This window comes from Pseudomonas sp. 14A, from assembly GCF_018132745.1.
GTDB lineage: Bacteria > Pseudomonadota > Gammaproteobacteria > Pseudomonadales > Pseudomonadaceae > Aquipseudomonas > Aquipseudomonas mercuritolerans.
The window spans coordinates 136549-153042 of record NZ_JAGRQJ010000016.1 but is presented as its reverse complement, the minus strand read 5'-3'; the positions used below and the strand labels follow the sequence as shown (position 1 = coordinate 153042).

Here is a 16494-nt window from a genome sequence, read left to right as displayed (position 1 = left end):
TCGCCTGTAGCGGCCCTTTCGCGAGCAGGCTCGCTCCCACATTTGAAATGCATTCCCCCTGTGGGAGCGAGCCTGCTCGCGAAGAGGCCGGCAAGCGCAGCGAAGATTGCAGATACAAAAAAGCCCCCGGACACATCACTGTCCGGGGGCTTTTTGTTTTCAGCGAAGACTGCTTACTTCTTCAAACCATAATGCTCATCGAGCATGCCCGGCGAATTCGGGCTCTTTGGCGCGTAGTCACGCGGTGGTTCCTGATCGCGCGGTGGCGTCAGGCGTTCACGTGGTGCCTGCGCTGCGTCGGCGTGCAGGGCGGCGATCAGGCGCTGGCGGGTCTGCTCGTCCAGGGCCAGGCGATTGGCGCCCTCGGCGAGATGATCCTGCACTTCCTGATAGCTCTGAGTGAGCTTCTTGACCAGCATCGCGGTGCTGTTGAAGTGGGTGACCACTTCGTTCTGGTAACTGTCGAAACGCTCCTGGATATCATCCAGTTGACGCTGCGTGCGGCTCGGTGCGGCGTTCGGCGCAACGCGCGCGATCAGGAATCCAATGGCGACACCCACAACCAGGGCAAGAGTCGGTAACAACCAAACTAAGAGCGAGTGTTCCACGAGTCCTTCCTCTATAAACGGCTTTGCTTTACGTTAACGGCTCGAACCTGCGCTGTATACCGCGATTCACTCGCAATAGATTGGCACAGACAATTTGCTAGACGAGTCGACCCGATTCGAGGTCACGGAGTTCCTCCCTTGCTGATGCGTGAAACCCCTGTAGTGATTGACGGCCCGGTGGGTCAATTGGAAAGCCTTTACCTGGATAACGAGCAGCCGCGCGGCATCGCGCTGATCTGCCATCCGAACCCGGTGCAGGGCGGCACCATGCTCAACAAGGTCGTCTCGACCCTGCAGCGCACCGCGCGCGACGCGGGCCTGATCACCTTGCGTTTCAACTATCGTGGCGTCGGCGCCAGTCAGGGCACGCACGACATGGGCAGTGGTGAAGTCGATGATGCCGAAGCAGCCGCCGCATGGCTGCGGGAAAAACACCCGGACTTGCCGCTGACCCTGTTCGGTTTCTCCTTCGGCGGATTTGTTGCAGCAAGTCTCGGCGGCCGTCTCGAAGCCCAAGGCGTCCAGCTTGCACACCTGTTCATGGTTGCCCCGGCAGTGATGCGTCTGGGCGAGCAGGATCAACTGCCGCAGCACGGCGGGTTGACCGTGATCCAGCCGGAAACCGACGAAGTCATCGATCCGCAGCTGGTCTACCAATGGTCGGAAAAACTCCAGCGCCCCCATGAGCTGCTGAAAGTGGCAGAATGCGGACACTTTTTTCACGGCAAGCTGACCGATCTCAAGGATCTGCTGTTGCCGCGTCTCTCGAATTGATTGCAGTCTGACAAGCGATTACCCATGACCAACCGTACCCGCATTCTCACCGGCATCACCACCACCGGCACGCCGCACCTGGGCAACTACGCCGGCGCGATTCGCCCGGCAATCCTCGCCAGCCGCGACAGCCAGGCCGATTCGTTCTATTTCCTGGCCGACTACCACGCCCTGATCAAATGCGATGACCCGCTGCGCATCCAGCGCTCGCGTCTGGAAATCGCCGCGACCTGGCTGGCCGGCGGCCTCGATGTTGACCGCGTGACGTTCTACCGCCAGTCCGACATCCCGGAAATCCCCGAGCTGACCTGGCTGCTGACTTGCGTCGCCGCCAAGGGCCTGCTCAACCGCGCGCACGCCTACAAAGCCTCGGTGGACAAGAACGTTGAAACCGGTGAAGACCCGGATGCCGGCATCACCATGGGCCTCTACAGCTACCCGGTGCTGATGGCCGCGGACATCCTGATGTTCAACGCGCACAAGGTGCCGGTCGGTCGCGATCAGATTCAGCACGTGGAAATGGCCCGTGATATCGGTCAGCGTTTCAACCATCTGTTCGGTCAAGGCAAAGAATTTTTCACCATGCCCGAAGCGCTGATCGAAGAAAGCGTGGCCACCTTGCCGGGCCTCGACGGTCGCAAGATGTCGAAGAGCTACGACAACACCATTCCGCTGTTCTCCAGCGCCAAAGAGATGAAGGACGCGATCTCGCGGATCGTCACTGACTCCAAGGCCCCGGGCGAAGCGAAAGATCCTGACAACTCGCACCTGTTCACCCTGTTCCAGGCCTTCGCCACCCCGGCGCAGGCTGACGAATTCCGCAGCGAACTGCTCGGTGGTCTGGGCTGGGGTGAGGCGAAGAATCGCCTGTTCCAGTTGCTCGACAGCGAGTTGGGCGAGGCGCGCGAGAAGTATCACCAGTTGATCGAGCGTCCGGCGGACCTGGAAGACATCCTGCAGATCGGTGCGAAGAAGGCCCGCGCCGTGGCCACGCCGTTCCTCAATGAATTGCGCGAAGCTGTCGGCCTGCGTTCTTTCGTCAATCAGGTTCAGGTCGCCGCGACCACCAAAAAGAAAGCTGCGAAAACCGCGCGTTTCGTCAGCTTCCGCGAGGACGACGGCAGTTTCCGTTTCCGTCTGCTGTCAGCCGACGGCGAGCAATTGCTGCTGTCGCGCAACTTCGCCGACGGCAAAACCGCCGGCCAGGTGACCAAACAGTTGCAGTCCGGCGAGCCGCTGGACGTGCGTACTGAAGAACTGAGCTTCAGCGTCTGGCTGGCCGGTGAGTGCGTGGGCGACAGCCCGGCGTTTGCCGACATCGGTGCGCGGGACGCCGCCATCGAGGCGTTGCGCGTCGCGCTGACCCCGGCTCAGGACTGATCGGCGGCACGACCCGACCAAGGGCCGATTGCCATTCCCACAGGCCGTCGCTACAGTGACGGCCCGTTTTTGTTGCCTTGCTAACGAATTATGACGCCCCTAGAACGATATCAAGCTGATCTGAAACGCCCGGACTTCTTCCATGACGCCGCGCAGGAAACTGCCGTGCGTCACTTGCAGCGTCTATACGACGACTTGATCGCCGCTGACCAGAACAAGCCGGGTCTGCTCGGCAAGCTGTTTGGCAAAAAGGATCAGGCGCCGGTCAAGGGCCTGTATTTCTGGGGCGGCGTCGGTCGCGGCAAGACATACCTGGTCGACACCTTCTTCGAAGCGCTGCCGTTCAAGGAAAAGACCCGCACGCACTTCCACCGCTTCATGAAGCGCGTGCACGAAGAAATGAAGACCCTGGGCGGCGAGAAGAACCCGCTGACCATCATCGCCAAGCGCTTCGCGGCCGAGTCGCGGGTGATCTGCTTCGATGAATTCTTTGTCTCCGACATCACCGACGCGATGATCCTCGGCACGCTGATGGAAGAGTTGTTCAAGAACGGCGTGACCCTGGTCGCGACGTCCAACATCGTTCCGGACGGTCTGTACAAGGATGGCCTGCAACGTGCACGTTTCCTCCCGGCCATCGCGCTGATCAAGCAGAACACCGAGATCGTCAACGTCGACAGCGGCGTCGATTATCGTCTGCGTCACCTCGAGCAAGCCGAGCTGTTCCACTATCCGCTCGATGAAGCCGCGCACGAAAGCCTGCGCAAGAGCTTCAAGGCACTGACACCGGAGTGCACGGCGGCGGTGGAAAACGATGTGCTGATCATCGAGAACCGCGAAATCCGCGCTCTGCGCACCTGCGACGACGTGGCCTGGTTCGACTTCCGTGAACTGTGCGACGGCCCGCGCAGCCAGAACGACTACATCGAACTGGGCAAGATCTTCCACGCCGTGCTGCTCAGCGGCGTCGAGCAGATGAGCGTCACCACCGACGACATCGCCCGGCGCTTCATCAACATGGTCGACGAGTTCTACGATCGCAACGTCAAACTGATCATTTCTGCTGAAGTCGAGTTGAAGGATCTGTACACCGGCGGACGCCTGACCTTCGAGTTCCAGCGCACGCTGAGCCGACTGCTGGAGATGCAATCCCACGAATTCCTGTCGCGGGCGCACAAGCCTTAAACGGAGTTTCGGCAAGGAAAAGGGCCTGCGATTGCAGGCTTTTTTATGCGCTGAAGTTTTTCCCTGTGGGAGCGAGCCTGCTCGCGAAAGCGCAGTGTCAGCAACGTCAATGTTGCAGGTAAGTACGTATTCGCGAGCAGGCTCGCTCCCACATTGGATTGTGCAGTTGAGTTACGCAGCCTGCTGAAACTGCTGCCGGTACTGGTTAGGCGACAGTTCAGTGTGCTGGCGGAACAGTCGCGCGAAGAAGCTTGCATCGTCGTAACCGACCTCGTAACTGATGGTCTTGATGCTCTTGCGTGTGCCCGAGAGCAGGCCCTTGGCCGTCTCGATGCGCAGGCGCTGCAAGTAGTGCAGCGGTTTGTCGCCGGTGGCGGTCTGGAAGCGGCGCATGAAGTTGCGGATGCTCATGCCGTGCTCGCGGGCGACGTCTTCGAAGCGGAACTTGTCGGCGAAATGCTCTTCGAGCCAGTGCTGGATCTGCAGGATGATCACGTCCTGATGGAGCTTCTGCCCGCCGAAACCGATACGTCCCGGTGAGTAGCTGCGCTGCACTTCGTAAAGGATGTCACGGGCCACGGCTTGTGCCACGTTCGCGCCGCAGAAGCGTTCGATCAGATAGATGTAGAGATCGCAGGCCGAAGTAGTACCGCCGGCGCAGTAGAGATTGTCGGCGTCGGTCAGGTGCTTGTCCTGATTCAGATAGACCTTGGGGAAACGCTCGGCGAAGGCGTTGAAGAAGCGCCAGTAGGTAGTCGCTTCCTTGCCGTTGAGCAGCCCGGCTTCGGCCAGCCAGAACACTCCGGTGGCTTCGCCGCATAACACCGCGCCGCGCGCATGCTGTTCGCGCAGCCACGGCATGATTTGCGGGTAACGGCTGCACAGCGTGTCGAAATCGTCCCAGAACGCCGGGAGGATGATCACGTCGGCGTTTTCCAGGCCGCCGTCGACCGGCATGACCACGTCGCTGAAGCTTTTTACCGGTTTGCCATCGGGGCTGACCAGGCGCGTTTCGAACGCCGGCGTCAGGCCATGGCCCAGTTGTTTGCCGTAACGCAGGCTGGCCACATGGAAAAAATCCTTGGCCTGCATGAGGGTGTAAGCGAAAACCCGGTCGATGGCCAGGATGCTGACGCGCCGCAAGGGCGGGGAAACGTGCTTAGACATAATTCAACTTTTGTTTTGTTTTTATAAGGGAAAGTGGTCACCAGACGGCTGGATCGTCTTATTTTTTGTCGGATGTGTCCAGTGTCCCGTAGCAGGAGTCGGGCTTAGTCTCTGAGAGCCGTATCCCTCCAACAACAAAGAAAGGTGCCGCATGATCCCCAGAACCCTGTTCAGCTCAGAGCACGAATTGTTCCGCGACAGCGTGCGAACTTTCCTCGAAAAAGAGGCCGTGCCGTATCACGCGCAGTGGGAGAAACAGGGGCACATCGATCGCGCGCTGTGGAACAAGGCGGGGGAGGCGGGGATGCTCTGTTCGCATCTGCCGGAAGAGTACGGCGGCCTGGGCGCGGATTTCCTCTACAGCACCGTAGTGATTGAAGAAGTCGGGCGTCTGGGCCTGACCGGCATCGGCTTTTCGCTGCACTCGGACATCGTCGCGCCCTACATCCTGCATTACGGCAGCGAGGCGCTGAAACACAAATACCTGCCGAAACTGGTCTCGGGCGAAATGGTCACGGCGATTGCCATGACCGAGCCTGGCGCGGGTTCCGATCTGCAAGGGGTGAAAACCACGGCGGTGCTGGACGGTGACGAATATGTGATCAACGGTTCGAAAACGTTCATCACCAACGGCTTTCTGGCTGATCTGGTCATCGTGGTGGCCAAGACAGATCCCAAGGCTGGCGCCAAGGGCACCAGTCTGTTTCTGGTGGAGGCGAATACGCCGGGCTTCGAGAAGGGCAAGCGCCTGGAGAAGGTTGGCATGAAGGCGCAGGACACCTCGGAACTGTTCTTCCAGGACGTGCGCGTGCCGAAGGAAAACCTTCTCGGCCAGGCGGGTGCCGGGTTTGCCTATCTGATGCAGGAGTTGCCGCAGGAGCGCCTGACCGTGGCGATTGGCGGTCTGGCCTCGGCTGAAGCAGCGTTGCAATGGACGCTGGATTACACCCGTGATCGCAAGGCGTTCGGCAAGTCGATCGCCGATTTCCAGAACACCCGCTTCAAACTGGCCGAAATGGCCACCGAGATCCAGATCGGCCGGGTCTTCGTCGATCGCTGCCTGGAGCTGCATCTGCAGGGCAAACTCGATGTGCCGACCGCTGCGATGGCCAAATACTGGGGCACCGATCTGCAATGCAAGGTGCTCGACGAGTGCGTGCAACTGCATGGTGGCTACGGCTTCATGTGGGAATACCCGGTGGCCCGGGCGTGGGCGGATGCGCGGGTGCAGCGGATTTATGCCGGCACCAATGAAATCATGAAGGAGATTATTGCGCGGTCGCTGTGATGATCGTTCCCACGCGCAGCAAAGGAATGCCGCCGGGGACGCTCCGCGTTCCGCTGTTGAGGTAATCCGACTGGCCTCTTCGCGAGCAGGCTCGCTCCCCCAGGGGATCACCGTACCTGTGGGAGCGAGCCTGCTCGCGAAGCTTTTGGCGGTCAGTTATGGCGCGGGGTTCGGGTGATCCTTGTGAATCGCCTCGATCCCGGCCAGCACTTCATCGGACAGTTTCAGATCAAAACTGGCAATGTTGCTGTCCAGTTGCTCAAGCGTCGTCGCGCCAATGATGTTGCTGGTGACGAAGGGTTGCTGGGTCACGAAGGCCAAGGCCATTTGTGCCGGGTCCAGACCGTGTTCACGGGCCAGGGCTACGTAACGGCTGCACGCCGCCTCCGATTGCGGGTTGAAATAGCGGCTGAAGCGGCTGTAGAGGCTGAGGCGGCCTTTCGGTGGACGGGCGCCGCCTTCGTACTTGCCGGAGAGGAAGCCGAATGCCAGCGGCGAATAGGCGAGCAAGCCGCACTGTTCGCGCATGGCGATCTCGGCCAAGCCGACTTCAAAGCTGCGGTTGAGCAGGTTGTACGGGTTCTGGATCGATACCGCACGCGGCCAGCCACGCGCTTCGGCCAGAGCCAGAAAGCGCATGGTGCCCCACGGCGTTTCGTTGGACAGACCGATGTGGCGGATCTTGCCGGCCTTAACCTGCTCGTCGAGGGCTTCGAGGGTATCTTCCAGCGGCGTCAGGTTCGCTTCGATCTTGTGCTTGTAGCCCAGCTGCCCGAAAAAGTTGGTGCTGCGCTCCGGCCAGTGCAATTGATACAGATCGATGTAATCGGTCTGCAGGCGCTTGAGGCTGCCGTCCAGTGCTTCGGTGATGTGCTGGCGGTTGTGGCGCAGGTTCTTGTCGCGGATGTAGTCGATGGTGTTGCCGGGGCCGGCGATCTTGCTGGCGAGGATCCAGTCGGAACGGTCACCGCGACTCTTGAAGTAATTGCCGATGTAGCGCTCGGTGGTGGCGTAGGTTTCGGCTTTGGGCGGCACCGGGTACATTTCGGCGGTGTCGAGGAAATTGATCCCCGCTTCTCTCGCCCGCTCGATCTGGGCGAAGGCTTCAGCCTCAGTGTTTTGCTCGCCCCAGGTCATGGTGCCGAGGCAGATTGCACTCACGTTCAGGTCGGTACGGCCTAGCTGGCGATAGTCCATCGGGTGCTCCTTGGGCAAAACAATCATAAAAGCAGGTTGAAAAAATTTTCGCAATCTGCATAATTGCCGACCTCTTTCTGCAGTGGAAGTGATGCGCCGCCGCCGAAGAATCTTGCCGTTGAACGGACGCGCCGACCCGAGCCCCCGAAAGCGTCTGTATCCGGCTGCCTTTGACTTGTCAAAGTACGCACTATTCAGTAAGATCCGCCGTCTTATTTACAGGCGGCCCCTGAGGCTATAAAGAATGAAAACTTTTACTGCTAAACCGGAAACAGTAAAGCGCGACTGGTTTGTCGTCGACGCTGCTGGTCAGACCCTGGGTCGTCTGGCCACCGAAATCGCGAGCCGTCTGCGTGGCAAGCACAAGCCTGAGTACACTCCTCACGTTGACACCGGCGACTACATCGTCGTCATCAACGCCGAGCAGATCCGTGTTACCGGCGCTAAAACCACTGACAAAATGTACTACTCCCACTCCGGTTTCCCGGGCGGCATCAAGTCGATCAACTTTGAAAAGCTGATCGCCAAGGCCCCTGAGCGCGTGATCGAGACCGCGGTTAAAGGCATGCTGCCTAAAAACCCACTGGGTCGCGACATGTACCGTAAGCTGAAAGTCTATGCGGGCGCTGCTCACCCTCATACTGCTCAGCAGCCCCAAGAACTGAAGTTTTAACGGAATAGTACATTATGTCGGCGACTCAAAATTACGGCACTGGCCGTCGCAAGACCGCAACCGCACGCGTTTTCCTGCGTCCGGGTACTGGTAACATCTCCATCAACAACCGTTCGCTGGATAACTTCTTCGGCCGCGAAACTGCCCGCATGGTAGTTCGTCAGCCGCTGGAGCTGACCGAGACTGTCGAGAAGTTCGACATCTACGTCACCGTGATCGGCGGTGGTGTAAGTGGTCAGGCTGGCGCAATCCGCCACGGCATCACTCGCGCTCTGATGGACTACGACGAAACCCTGCGTAGCGCTCTGCGCAAAGCTGGCTTCGTTACCCGCGACGCCCGTGAAGTTGAACGTAAGAAAGTTGGTCTGCGTAAAGCGCGTAAGCGTCCGCAGTACTCGAAGCGTTAATTCCGCTTCCACGTTCAAAAAAGAACGCCCGCCTCCTCACGGAAGCGGGCGTTTTTTTATGCGTGCGATTTATCAAAGAATTGCGTTGTGACAACTTGCCACAGCCGTAGACCCCCTATACTCCAAGGCTTGAGGGGCTGAGCCCCGGGGAATTAACCTTGTCAGAATTGGGGGTTTTCATTACCATTCGGGCAAAATTTTTATAAGTAACATTTGATTTATTTAGTAGACGCCTGATTTAACAGGCCAAAAAAGCTGATGGGAGAGGACTGAATGAGCAATGACGGCGTGAATGCAGGCCGGCGTCGCTTCCTGGTGGCAGCCACATCCGTGGTGGGTGCTGCAGGAGCGGTGGGGGCTGCGGTCCCGTTCGTGGGGTCATGGTTTCCCAGTGCCAAGGCGAAAGCTGCCGGTGCACCGGTGAAAGTGAATGTCAGCAAAATCGAGCCAGGCCAGCAGATGATTGCTGAATGGCGCGGCCAGCCGGTGTTCATTGTCCGCCGTACCGAGGAAATCCTGGGGAATCTCAAGAAGATCGAGGGTCAGCTCTCCGATCCGACCTCCAAAAACTCCACGCAACCCACTTATGTCGACCCGGAAGTACGTTCGATCAAGCCGGAAATTCTCCTGCTGATCGGGATCTGTACGCACCTGGGTTGCTCACCGACCTTCCGTCCCGAAGTGGCACCTGCGGATCTGGGCAAGGACTGGGTAGGCGGCTATTTCTGCCCGTGCCACGGTTCCCACTACGATCTGGCTGGCCGCGTCTACAAGTCGCAACCTGCGCCTTTGAACCTGCCAGTTCCCCCGCATTCCTATGAGACCGATGACCTGATTGTCATTGGCGTCGATACGGAGAAAGCGTGATGAGCAAGTTCATGGATTGGGTTGATGCGCGCTTTCCCGCGACCAAAATGTGGGAAGACCATCTCAGCAAATATTACGCACCAAAAAACTTCAACTTCTTCTATTTCTTCGGCTCGCTGGCACTGCTGGTGCTGGTCAACCAGATCGTCACCGGCGTCTGGCTGACGATGAGTTACACGCCGTCGGCAGAAGAGGCCTTTGCTTCCGTTGAATACATCATGCGCGACGTCGAGTACGGCTCGATCCTGCGTCTGCTGCACTCGACCGGCGCTTCGGCGTTTTTCATCGTCGTCTATCTGCACATGTTCCGCGGCCTGCTCTACGGTTCGTACCAAAAACCGCGCGAGCTGGTCTGGGTGTTCGGCATGCTGATTTACCTGGCACTGATGGCCGAAGCGTTCATGGGTTACCTGCTACCGTGGGGCCAGATGTCCTACTGGGGAGCCCAGGTGATCATCTCGCTGTTCGGTGCGATTCCGCTGATCGGCGATGACCTGACCCAGTGGATTCGTGGTGACTACCTGATCTCCGGAATCACCCTGAACCGCTTCTTCGCCTTGCACGTGGTCGCGCTGCCGATCGTGATTCTCGGTCTGGTGGTCTTGCACATTCTGGCGCTGCACGAAGTCGGTTCGAACAACCCTGACGGCGTCGATATCAAGAAGCACAAAGACGAAAACGGCATCCCGCTGGACGGCATTGCGTTCCACCCGTACTACACGGTGAAGGACATTGTCGGCGTTGTGGTGTTCCTGTTCATCTTCTGCTTCATTGTGTTCTTCTTCCCGGAAATGGGCGGCTACTTCCTCGAAAAACCAAACTTCGAGCCGGCCAACCCGTTCAAGACGCCTGAGCATATTGCTCCGGTCTGGTACTTCACGCCGTTCTACGCAATCCTGCGTGCGGTGCCGGACAAACTCCTGGGCGTTATCGCCATGGGTGCGGCGATTGCGGTGCTGTTCGTGCTGCCATGGCTGGATCGCAGTCCGGTGAGATCGATGCGCTACAAGGGCTGGCTGAGCAAAATCTGGCTGGTGGTGTTCTGCATCTCCTTCGTGATTCTCGGCGTTCTCGGTGTTCTTGCGCCAACTCCGGGGCGCACGTTGCTGTCGCAGGTCTGCACCTTCCTGTATTTCGCCTACTTCATTCTGATGCCGTTCTACACCCGGCTCGAGAAGACCAAACCGGTTCCGGAAAGGGTGACTGGCTGATGAAAAAGTTATTACTTGCTCTGATTTTTGCTGCTCTGCCTTCCCTGGTTTTTGCCGCCGAGGGTCATGGTCCTGAACTGGAAAGTGTCGATATCGACGTCTCTGACAAAGCCGCTCTGCAGGATGGTGCGCGGACCTTTGCCAACTATTGCATGGGTTGCCACAGTGCCAAGTTCCAGCGTTACGAGCGCGTCGCCGATGACCTCGGCATCCCGCACGAGTTGATGCTGGAGAAGCTGGTATTCACCGGTGCCAAGATTGGCGACCACATGAACATCGGCATGCAGCCGGCCGACGCCAAGACCTGGTTCGGCGCAGCGCCGCCGGACCTGACTCTGGTAGCGCGAGTACGCGGCACCGACTGGCTCTACGGTTACCTGAAGTCGTTCTATGAAGATCCGGCGCGTCCATGGGGCGTGAACAACAAGGTCTTCCCGAACGTCGGCATGCCTAACGTACTGGTCGGCCTGCAAGGTCGTCAGGTCGTCGGCTGCAAACAGGTGCAGATCGTCGAGGACGGCAAGAAGCAATACGATCCGCTGACCGGCACGCCGCTGACCCATGAAGCGTGCGATCAACTGACCATCGTGCCGAAGTCCGGTGCTCTGAACGAAGAGCAGTTCGATGAGAAGGTCAAGAATCTGGTAACCTTCCTGGCTTACTCGGCTAACCCGGTTAAGCTGCAACATCAGCGCATCGGTACTTACGTCTTGCTGTACCTGGCGTTCTTCTTTGTGTTCGCCTACCTGCTCAAGCGTGAATACTGGAAAGACGTGCACTGATACGCTTCAAGCATTGCTGTTAATCGCGCGCGCCCAAGGGCGCCTCCGCTAAAGCAGGATCTGCTCAGTCAGACCCTGCGGGAGGTGCCCTCTGGGCGCGCGCGTTTTTCCGGTTCCGACAAATTCAACAAGCGAGGAGGATCGCCATGGGCGTGACCAATCGGTTGGCCTGTTACTCCGACCCCGCCGACCACTATTCCCACCGAGTGCGCATCGTGCTTGCAGAGAAGGGTGTCAGCGCCGAAATCATTTACGTGGAAGCGGGCCGCCAGCCGCCTAAACTGATTGAGGTGAACCCTTACGGCAGTCTGCCGACGCTGGTCGATCGTGACCTGGCGTTGTGGGAGTCGACCGTGGTGATGGAGTATCTGGATGAGCGTTACCCGCACCCGCCGCTGATGCCGGTTTATCCGGTGGCGCGGGCCAACAGCCGTCTGCTGATCCACAGGATTCAGCGTGACTGGTGCGGGCTGGTGGATCTGATTCTGGATCCCAAGAGCAAAGAGGCTGCACGGGTCGTGGCGCGCAAGGAACTGCGCGAAAGCCTGACCGGCGTTTCGCCGCTGTTCGCCGACAAGCCGTTCTTCCTCAGTGAGGAACAAAGTCTGGTGGATTGCTGCCTATTACCCATACTCTGGCGTTTGCCGATGCTGGGTATTGAACTGCCGCGGCCGGCCAAGCCGCTGCTTGATTATATGGAGCGTCAGTTTGCGCGTGAGGCTTTCCAGGCGAGTCTGTCTGGTGTCGAACGCGATATGCGCTAAGGCTTAAGGAGCCGCTATGAACTCCAGTCGACCTTATCTGGTCCGCGCGCTCTACGAGTGGATTGTGGATAACGATTGCACCCCGCACATGCTGGTCAACTCCGAGTACCCGGCGGTGCAGGTGCCACAGGGTTTTGCCAGTGACGGCCAGATCGTCCTGAACATCTCGCCGAGTGCCGTGCGTCATCTGCACATGGATAACGACGTGGTGACGTTCGAAGGCCGCTTCGGCGGTGTTCCGCACAGTCTCTACGTGCCGATCAGCGCGATCCTGGGCATTTATGCGCGGGAGAACGGCCAGGGCATGGTGTTTGACCTCGAGTTGCCGATGGACGACGAGGAAGACATCGATCCGGATGACGACTCGCCGCCACCGGGCAGCGAGCCGCCACGCCCGAGTGGCCGGCCAAGTTTGAAGGTTGTGAAATAAAAAAAGGCGATCCGGATGGATCGCCTTTTTTGTGCCTGCGTTGGCGGTGTAGGGGCTGCCGGAGGCTGCGATCTTTTGATCTGTTGATCTTTAGAAGCAAGATCAAGAGATCGCAGCCTCGTTGCACTCGTCAGCTCCTACACGCTCCTACACAGCTCTGCGTCATCAGGTCAGTCGATGTATTCGAACAGCTTCACGATCTTCTGCACACCGGACACACCCTGAACCAGATTGGTTGCCTGAGTGGCTTCCTGTTTGGTCAGCAGGCCGAGCAGGTAGACGATGCCATTCTCGGTGACGACTTTGATGCGCGAGCCAGGAATGCTGGCGTCGGTGAGCATCTGGGTCTTGATCTTGGTGGTCAGCCACGCGTCGTTCTGGCGCGCGAGCAGGGAGGACGGTTGCAGCACTTGCAGTTCGTTGTGCACTTTCTTCACGCGCTGGACGTTGGCGGCGGCCTGTTCGGCTTTGGCCTTGAGGTCTTCACGTGGCGTTTGGCCGGCGAGCAGGACCACGCCGTTGAAGCTGGTGATGACGATGTGCGAATCGTTGTCCAGGGCCGGGTCGGCCTTGGCGATGTTCACGCCCGCTTTGGTCTCGATCAGCGAGTCGTCGATCTTGCTGCCGAAGGTGCGCGTGCCACGGTCGTCTTCGATCGGCGCTTCACGGCTGGCGTTCACCACCGAGGTGCAGCCGCTGATGCCGAGGCACAGGGTCAAGGCCAGAAGGCCAAGGCGATTAGGGGTCATTCTTCACTCCCGAACAGTTGGCTGTCGATCAGATCGCAGAGGCAATGGATCGCCAGCAAGTGGACTTCCTGAATACGTGCAGTGACGTTGGCCGGTACGCGAATCTCGACGTCCTCGGGCAACAGCAGCGACGCCATGCCGCCGCCATCGCGTCCGGTCAAAGCTACGACAATCATTTCGCGATCATGTGCGGCCTGGATCGCTTGAATAATGTTCGCCGAGTTGCCGCTGGTCGAAATCGCCAGCAACACATCGCCCGGCTGGCCGAGCGCGCGGATCTGCTTGGAGAACACTTCGTTGTAGCTGTAATCGTTGGCGATCGAGGTGATCGTCGAAGTGTCGGTAGTCAGCGCAATCGCCGGCAGGCTCGGACGCTCGCGCTCGAAGCGGTTGAGCAGCTCCGAAGAAAAATGCTGGGCGTCGCCGGCCGAACCACCGTTGCCGCACGAGAGCATTTTGCCTTCGTTGAGCAGGGCGTTGACCATGATCTGGCTGGCTTGCTCGATGTGCGGTGCAAGTACGTCCATCGCCTGTTGCTTGGTGTCGATACTGGCCTGGAAAAGCTGGCGAATTCGGGATTGCATGTCCATCTGTGTGACCTTAAGTGGCGCGGCTGTTCGGCACGTGAATGTGCAGCCCGCAAAGCAAAGAGCAAAATGTGTCGGACGAAAACGGGGCAGGGTGCAGGCGATCAACTGTCGAAAGCATTCTGCAACCAGTTCAGCTGATTCGGGTGGCTGTCGATCGCCACCACATCGAAGCGGCAGGGGGAATTGGCCCAACGCGACTCGCGCTGAAGAAAATACTGTGCTGCAAAGATCAGTTTCTGCTGCTTGCGCTCGTCGATACTGGCGAGCGCGCCACCCCATTGAGTGTTTTTTCTGTAGCGAACTTCAACGAATACTACTGTATCGCCATCAAGCATGACCAGATCAAGCTCGCCGCGTTTGCATAACCAGTTCTGCGCCAGCAGGCGCAGCCCTTGTTGTTGCAGATGTTCGAGCGCCTGGCGCTCGGCATCCTTGCCGCTTTGCGAGCGTGACCTGTCGGGCATCAGCGCGGTGTGTCCGGCAGGCGCTGCACCTGACCGCTGACGAACTGTGCCCATGGCAACTGGCGCACTACGCGTTGGGTCTGGGTCATGCCGAGGCTGCCCGACTGACCTTCGATGCGGCTGTCCGGCAGGGCCTTGAGCTGGCCCAGGCGCGGGGCGAGGCGATAGGCGTCGGCGCCCATGGCGTACAGGCGACCGAGGCTGCCATTGGCTTGCGGCCATTGCGCAGCTACTTGCTGGCGCAGCGGATCGCTGGTTTCCAGCAGCCATGGGGTTTCGCAGAAGCGAATGCCGTTCATGTCGTTGTACTGATTGACGTCGCCGCTGGCGCTGTACACATGGGAGGTCGCGTAGACGGGAACGTCGCCGGCGTACTGGAAGTTCAGGGTCGGCTTGATCTGCTGGGCCTGTTGCGGCGTGGCGGCCAGGAAGATGAATTCGATGTCCTGACGACGCGAAGGCTGCGCGGCGACATTGGTGCCGGCAACATTCTGCAGGCTCTTGGCGCGAGCTTCGCTCTGACGCAGCTGGAACATGTCGGCGATCTGCTGGGCCAGTTGCACCGGCTGATCGACACGTTCGGTGGCAACGATGCTGCCGCCATTGGCTTGCCAGTCCTGGCTGAAGGCACGCAGAACGCGATCGCCCCATTCGCCCTTCGGCACCATGATCGCGGCGCGATGCAGGCCATCGGCGCGGGCGCGTCGGGAAACTTCGCGAGCTTCATCTTCAGCAGCGAGGCCGAACTGGAACAGTTGCGCCGGGCCTTGCTCGCCTTCGCTGTAGTTCAGCGCAAGGGTGGTGATTGGCAGTTGCGGGCGAGTGCTCAGTTGCTTGACCAGTGGTTTTTCCAGCGGGCCGACTACCAGTTGCACGCCGTCAGCCTGGGCCTTGCGATAGAACTCGTCCATCGAAGTCAGCTTCGAACTGTCGTAGAACTCGATGGCAGGCGGGTTCTGGCCGGCCTGTTGCGCCTGATAATGCGCGGCCATGAAGCCTTCACGCAGCGCTTTGCCGACCGACGCCAATTGGCCGTCCTGGGGCAGCAGCAGGGCGATTTTGCTCAATGGCTGGCTGGCCAGTTCCTTGAGTTTGGTCAGTGGCAGCGGCAGGTTGACAGCCGCCGGGTGCTTTGGATTCTGCGCACGCCAGTTGTCGATTGCGGCTTGTTGCTGTTCCAGCGTGCCTGCGGTTTTCACCGCTTGCGCTAGCGCCATCCAGCCGCCGAGATCGTCGGTGTTGTTCGGTTGCAATTGATCGGTTGGCAGCGACGCGATCAGGGTCCAGATCGCTTCGTGGTTCTTGCTCGCCGCTTCGCCTTCCAGCATCGGTGCGATGAACACACGCTCGCGGGCAGCGGCCAGCGTCTGGCCATCGGCTTCAAGGGCGCGGGCGTGAACAGTGCCGGTGCGCACTTGCTGCTCTTCCGGCATTTCGCTGAGCTTCTGGAAGCTTGGATGGCTCAGGGCAGTCAGTGCAGCTTTCGGCTGATTGCGCGTCATGGCCAGCTCTGCGGACAGCGTGTTGGCAAAAATCTGCTGGCCTGGCTTGAGTTGCTCAACCGGCACTTGTTGCAGGATCTGCGCGGACTGGCCGGCATTGCCTTGGCGGTAGGCCTGGTCCGCCGCGCTCAGGCGCAGCAGGGCGGCTTGTTCCGGGGTTTTAGCCTGCGCAGCCTGTTCGAGCAGTTGCTCGATGCTGGCGTCCGGAGTCCGTGGAAGTTCGCCAAGGCTGGAGGAAGGGGAGCTGGCGCACGCGGCCAACAAGGCAGCGAGGCAGAGGGCAGTGAACAGCCGCAGGCAAGCGATCATGTAAGTGTTCCTGATACTCGATCAAATTAGCGTGGAATTGTACCCAAGCACTGGCCGGGGCGCGATGTTACTGGCGTGAATCGGTCAATTTAGCTGGAGTAAATGTTGCGGCAGCGCACAACCGGGCGAAAAACCGCACTCGGCCGG

Annotated in this window: 18 protein-coding genes; 11 read left to right on the top strand and 7 right to left on the bottom strand. The window is 59.4% G+C overall.

From position 1 onward, the window contains the following. Positions 1-173: 173 nt before the first annotated feature. The gene (locus tag PS14A_RS20595; protein WP_016773251.1) at positions 174-608 is read right to left on the bottom strand and encodes a DUF1043 family protein; all 435 of its coding nucleotides are present in this window, start codon (positions 606-608) and stop codon (positions 174-176) included. 144 nt (positions 609-752) lie between these two features. On the opposite strand from PS14A_RS20595, the gene PS14A_RS20590 reads away from it, so the two are divergent. The 3 genes from PS14A_RS20590 (at position 753) to zapE (ending at position 3947) form a co-directional block, all read left to right on the top strand. Further along, the gene (locus PS14A_RS20590; RefSeq protein ID WP_212617142.1) at positions 753-1382 is read left to right on the top strand and encodes an alpha/beta fold hydrolase; all 630 of its coding nucleotides are present in this window, start codon (positions 753-755) and stop codon (positions 1380-1382) included. Positions 1383-1406: 24 nt separating this feature from the next. Further along, complete coding sequence (locus PS14A_RS20585) at positions 1407-2762, top strand: tryptophan--tRNA ligase (RefSeq protein WP_212617104.1); 1356 nt, start codon at positions 1407-1409, stop codon at positions 2760-2762. A 90-nt stretch (positions 2763-2852) separates the two neighbouring features. Continuing rightward, on the top strand, positions 2853-3947 hold the full coding sequence (gene zapE, locus PS14A_RS20580; RefSeq protein WP_016773254.1) for a cell division protein ZapE: 1095 nt from the start codon (positions 2853-2855) through the stop codon (positions 3945-3947). Between the two features lie 171 nt (positions 3948-4118). Here zapE and PS14A_RS20575 read toward each other — a convergent pair whose 3' ends face one another. Continuing rightward, a complete protein-coding gene (locus PS14A_RS20575) occupies positions 4119-5015 on the bottom strand; it encodes a GlxA family transcriptional regulator (protein ID WP_212617141.1) in 897 nt (298 codons plus the stop codon). Positions 5016-5265: 250 nt separating this feature from the next. Between PS14A_RS20575 and PS14A_RS20570 the strand changes: the two genes are divergently transcribed. Further along, positions 5266-6402, top strand: a complete 1137-nt coding sequence (locus PS14A_RS20570) for an acyl-CoA dehydrogenase family protein (RefSeq protein ID WP_073473472.1) — start codon at positions 5266-5268, stop codon at positions 6400-6402. Positions 6403-6558: 156 nt separating this feature from the next. Here PS14A_RS20570 and PS14A_RS20565 read toward each other — a convergent pair whose 3' ends face one another. Further along, positions 6559-7599 (bottom strand): NADP(H)-dependent aldo-keto reductase, encoded by a 1041-nt coding sequence (locus tag PS14A_RS20565; RefSeq protein ID WP_212617103.1) that lies wholly within the window; start codon positions 7597-7599, stop codon positions 6559-6561. A gap of 244 nt (positions 7600-7843) precedes the next feature. On the opposite strand from PS14A_RS20565, the gene rplM reads away from it, so the two are divergent. From rplM to PS14A_RS20530, 7 genes are all read left to right on the top strand, one after another. Further along, entirely contained in the window at positions 7844-8272 is a 429-nt protein-coding gene (rplM, locus tag PS14A_RS20560; protein WP_007917032.1) for a 50S ribosomal protein L13, read from the top strand. 14 nt (positions 8273-8286) lie between these two features. Further along, positions 8287-8679, top strand: coding sequence for a 30S ribosomal protein S9 (gene rpsI / locus PS14A_RS20555; protein WP_003228056.1), 393 nt, complete (start codon positions 8287-8289; stop codon positions 8677-8679). A gap of 273 nt (positions 8680-8952) precedes the next feature. After that, positions 8953-9546, top strand: a complete 594-nt coding sequence (petA, locus tag PS14A_RS20550; protein ID WP_007917031.1) for a ubiquinol-cytochrome c reductase iron-sulfur subunit — start codon at positions 8953-8955, stop codon at positions 9544-9546. Next, entirely contained in the window at positions 9546-10757 is a 1212-nt protein-coding gene (locus PS14A_RS20545) for a cytochrome bc complex cytochrome b subunit (protein WP_212617102.1), read from the top strand. The genes petA and PS14A_RS20545 overlap by 1 nt, the downstream gene beginning before the upstream one ends. Next, positions 10757-11539, top strand: coding sequence for a cytochrome c1 (locus tag PS14A_RS20540; RefSeq protein ID WP_212617101.1), 783 nt, complete (start codon positions 10757-10759; stop codon positions 11537-11539). Before PS14A_RS20545 ends, PS14A_RS20540 begins: the two co-directional genes overlap by 1 nt. Before the next feature lie 146 nt (positions 11540-11685). After that, positions 11686-12303: a glutathione S-transferase N-terminal domain-containing protein gene (locus PS14A_RS20535; protein ID WP_212617100.1), complete on the top strand. Its 618-nt coding sequence runs from the start codon at positions 11686-11688 to the stop codon at positions 12301-12303. 16 nt (positions 12304-12319) lie between these two features. Further along, on the top strand, positions 12320-12733 hold the full coding sequence (locus tag PS14A_RS20530) for a ClpXP protease specificity-enhancing factor (RefSeq protein ID WP_016773263.1): 414 nt from the start codon (positions 12320-12322) through the stop codon (positions 12731-12733). Positions 12734-12903: 170 nt separating this feature from the next. On the opposite strand, the gene PS14A_RS20525 is transcribed toward PS14A_RS20530, so the two are convergent. The 4 genes from PS14A_RS20525 to PS14A_RS20510 form a co-directional block, all read right to left on the bottom strand. After that, positions 12904-13482, bottom strand: a complete 579-nt coding sequence (locus PS14A_RS20525; RefSeq protein WP_024014250.1) for a BON domain-containing protein — start codon at positions 13480-13482, stop codon at positions 12904-12906. Next, complete coding sequence (locus tag PS14A_RS20520) at positions 13479-14072, bottom strand: phosphoheptose isomerase (RefSeq protein WP_008082788.1); 594 nt, start codon at positions 14070-14072, stop codon at positions 13479-13481. The genes PS14A_RS20525 and PS14A_RS20520 overlap by 4 nt, the downstream gene beginning before the upstream one ends. 101 nt (positions 14073-14173) lie before the next feature. Continuing rightward, a complete protein-coding gene (locus PS14A_RS20515) occupies positions 14174-14536 on the bottom strand; it encodes a YraN family protein (protein ID WP_016773265.1) in 363 nt (120 codons plus the stop codon). Further along, positions 14536-16347 carry a penicillin-binding protein activator gene (locus tag PS14A_RS20510; protein ID WP_016773266.1) on the bottom strand — a complete coding sequence of 604 codons (1812 nt, stop codon included), beginning with the start codon at positions 16345-16347 and terminating at the stop codon, positions 14536-14538. The genes PS14A_RS20515 and PS14A_RS20510 overlap by 1 nt, the downstream gene beginning before the upstream one ends. Positions 16348-16494: the final 147 nt, after the last annotated feature.

Bases quoted from the DNA above. Each gene is read 5' to 3' on its own strand.
- PS14A_RS20590 (WP_212617142.1), top strand. From the start codon at position 753: ATGCGTGAAACCCCTGTAGTGATTGACGGCCCGGTGGGTCAATTGGAA.
- PS14A_RS20585 (WP_212617104.1), top strand. From the start codon at position 1,407: ATGACCAACCGTACCCGCATTCTCACCGGCATCACCACCACCGGCACG.
- zapE (WP_016773254.1), top strand. From the start codon at position 2,853: ATGACGCCCCTAGAACGATATCAAGCTGATCTGAAACGCCCGGACTTC.
- PS14A_RS20570 (WP_073473472.1), top strand. From the start codon at position 5,266: ATGATCCCCAGAACCCTGTTCAGCTCAGAGCACGAATTGTTCCGCGAC.
- PS14A_RS20565 (WP_212617103.1), bottom strand. From the start codon at position 7,599: ATGGACTATCGCCAGCTAGGCCGTACCGACCTGAACGTGAGTGCAATC.
- rplM (WP_007917032.1), top strand. From the start codon at position 7,844: ATGAAAACTTTTACTGCTAAACCGGAAACAGTAAAGCGCGACTGGTTT.
- rpsI (WP_003228056.1), top strand. From the start codon at position 8,287: ATGTCGGCGACTCAAAATTACGGCACTGGCCGTCGCAAGACCGCAACC.
- petA (WP_007917031.1), top strand. From the start codon at position 8,953: ATGAGCAATGACGGCGTGAATGCAGGCCGGCGTCGCTTCCTGGTGGCA.
- PS14A_RS20545 (WP_212617102.1), top strand. From the start codon at position 9,546: ATGAGCAAGTTCATGGATTGGGTTGATGCGCGCTTTCCCGCGACCAAA.
- PS14A_RS20540 (WP_212617101.1), top strand. From the start codon at position 10,757: ATGAAAAAGTTATTACTTGCTCTGATTTTTGCTGCTCTGCCTTCCCTG.
- PS14A_RS20535 (WP_212617100.1), top strand. From the start codon at position 11,686: ATGGGCGTGACCAATCGGTTGGCCTGTTACTCCGACCCCGCCGACCAC.
- PS14A_RS20530 (WP_016773263.1), top strand. From the start codon at position 12,320: ATGAACTCCAGTCGACCTTATCTGGTCCGCGCGCTCTACGAGTGGATT.
- PS14A_RS20525 (WP_024014250.1), bottom strand. From the start codon at position 13,482: ATGACCCCTAATCGCCTTGGCCTTCTGGCCTTGACCCTGTGCCTCGGC.
- PS14A_RS20520 (WP_008082788.1), bottom strand. From the start codon at position 14,072: ATGGACATGCAATCCCGAATTCGCCAGCTTTTCCAGGCCAGTATCGAC.
- PS14A_RS20515 (WP_016773265.1), bottom strand. From the start codon at position 14,536: ATGCCCGACAGGTCACGCTCGCAAAGCGGCAAGGATGCCGAGCGCCAG.
- PS14A_RS20510 (WP_016773266.1), bottom strand. From the start codon at position 16,347: ATGATCGCTTGCCTGCGGCTGTTCACTGCCCTCTGCCTCGCTGCCTTG.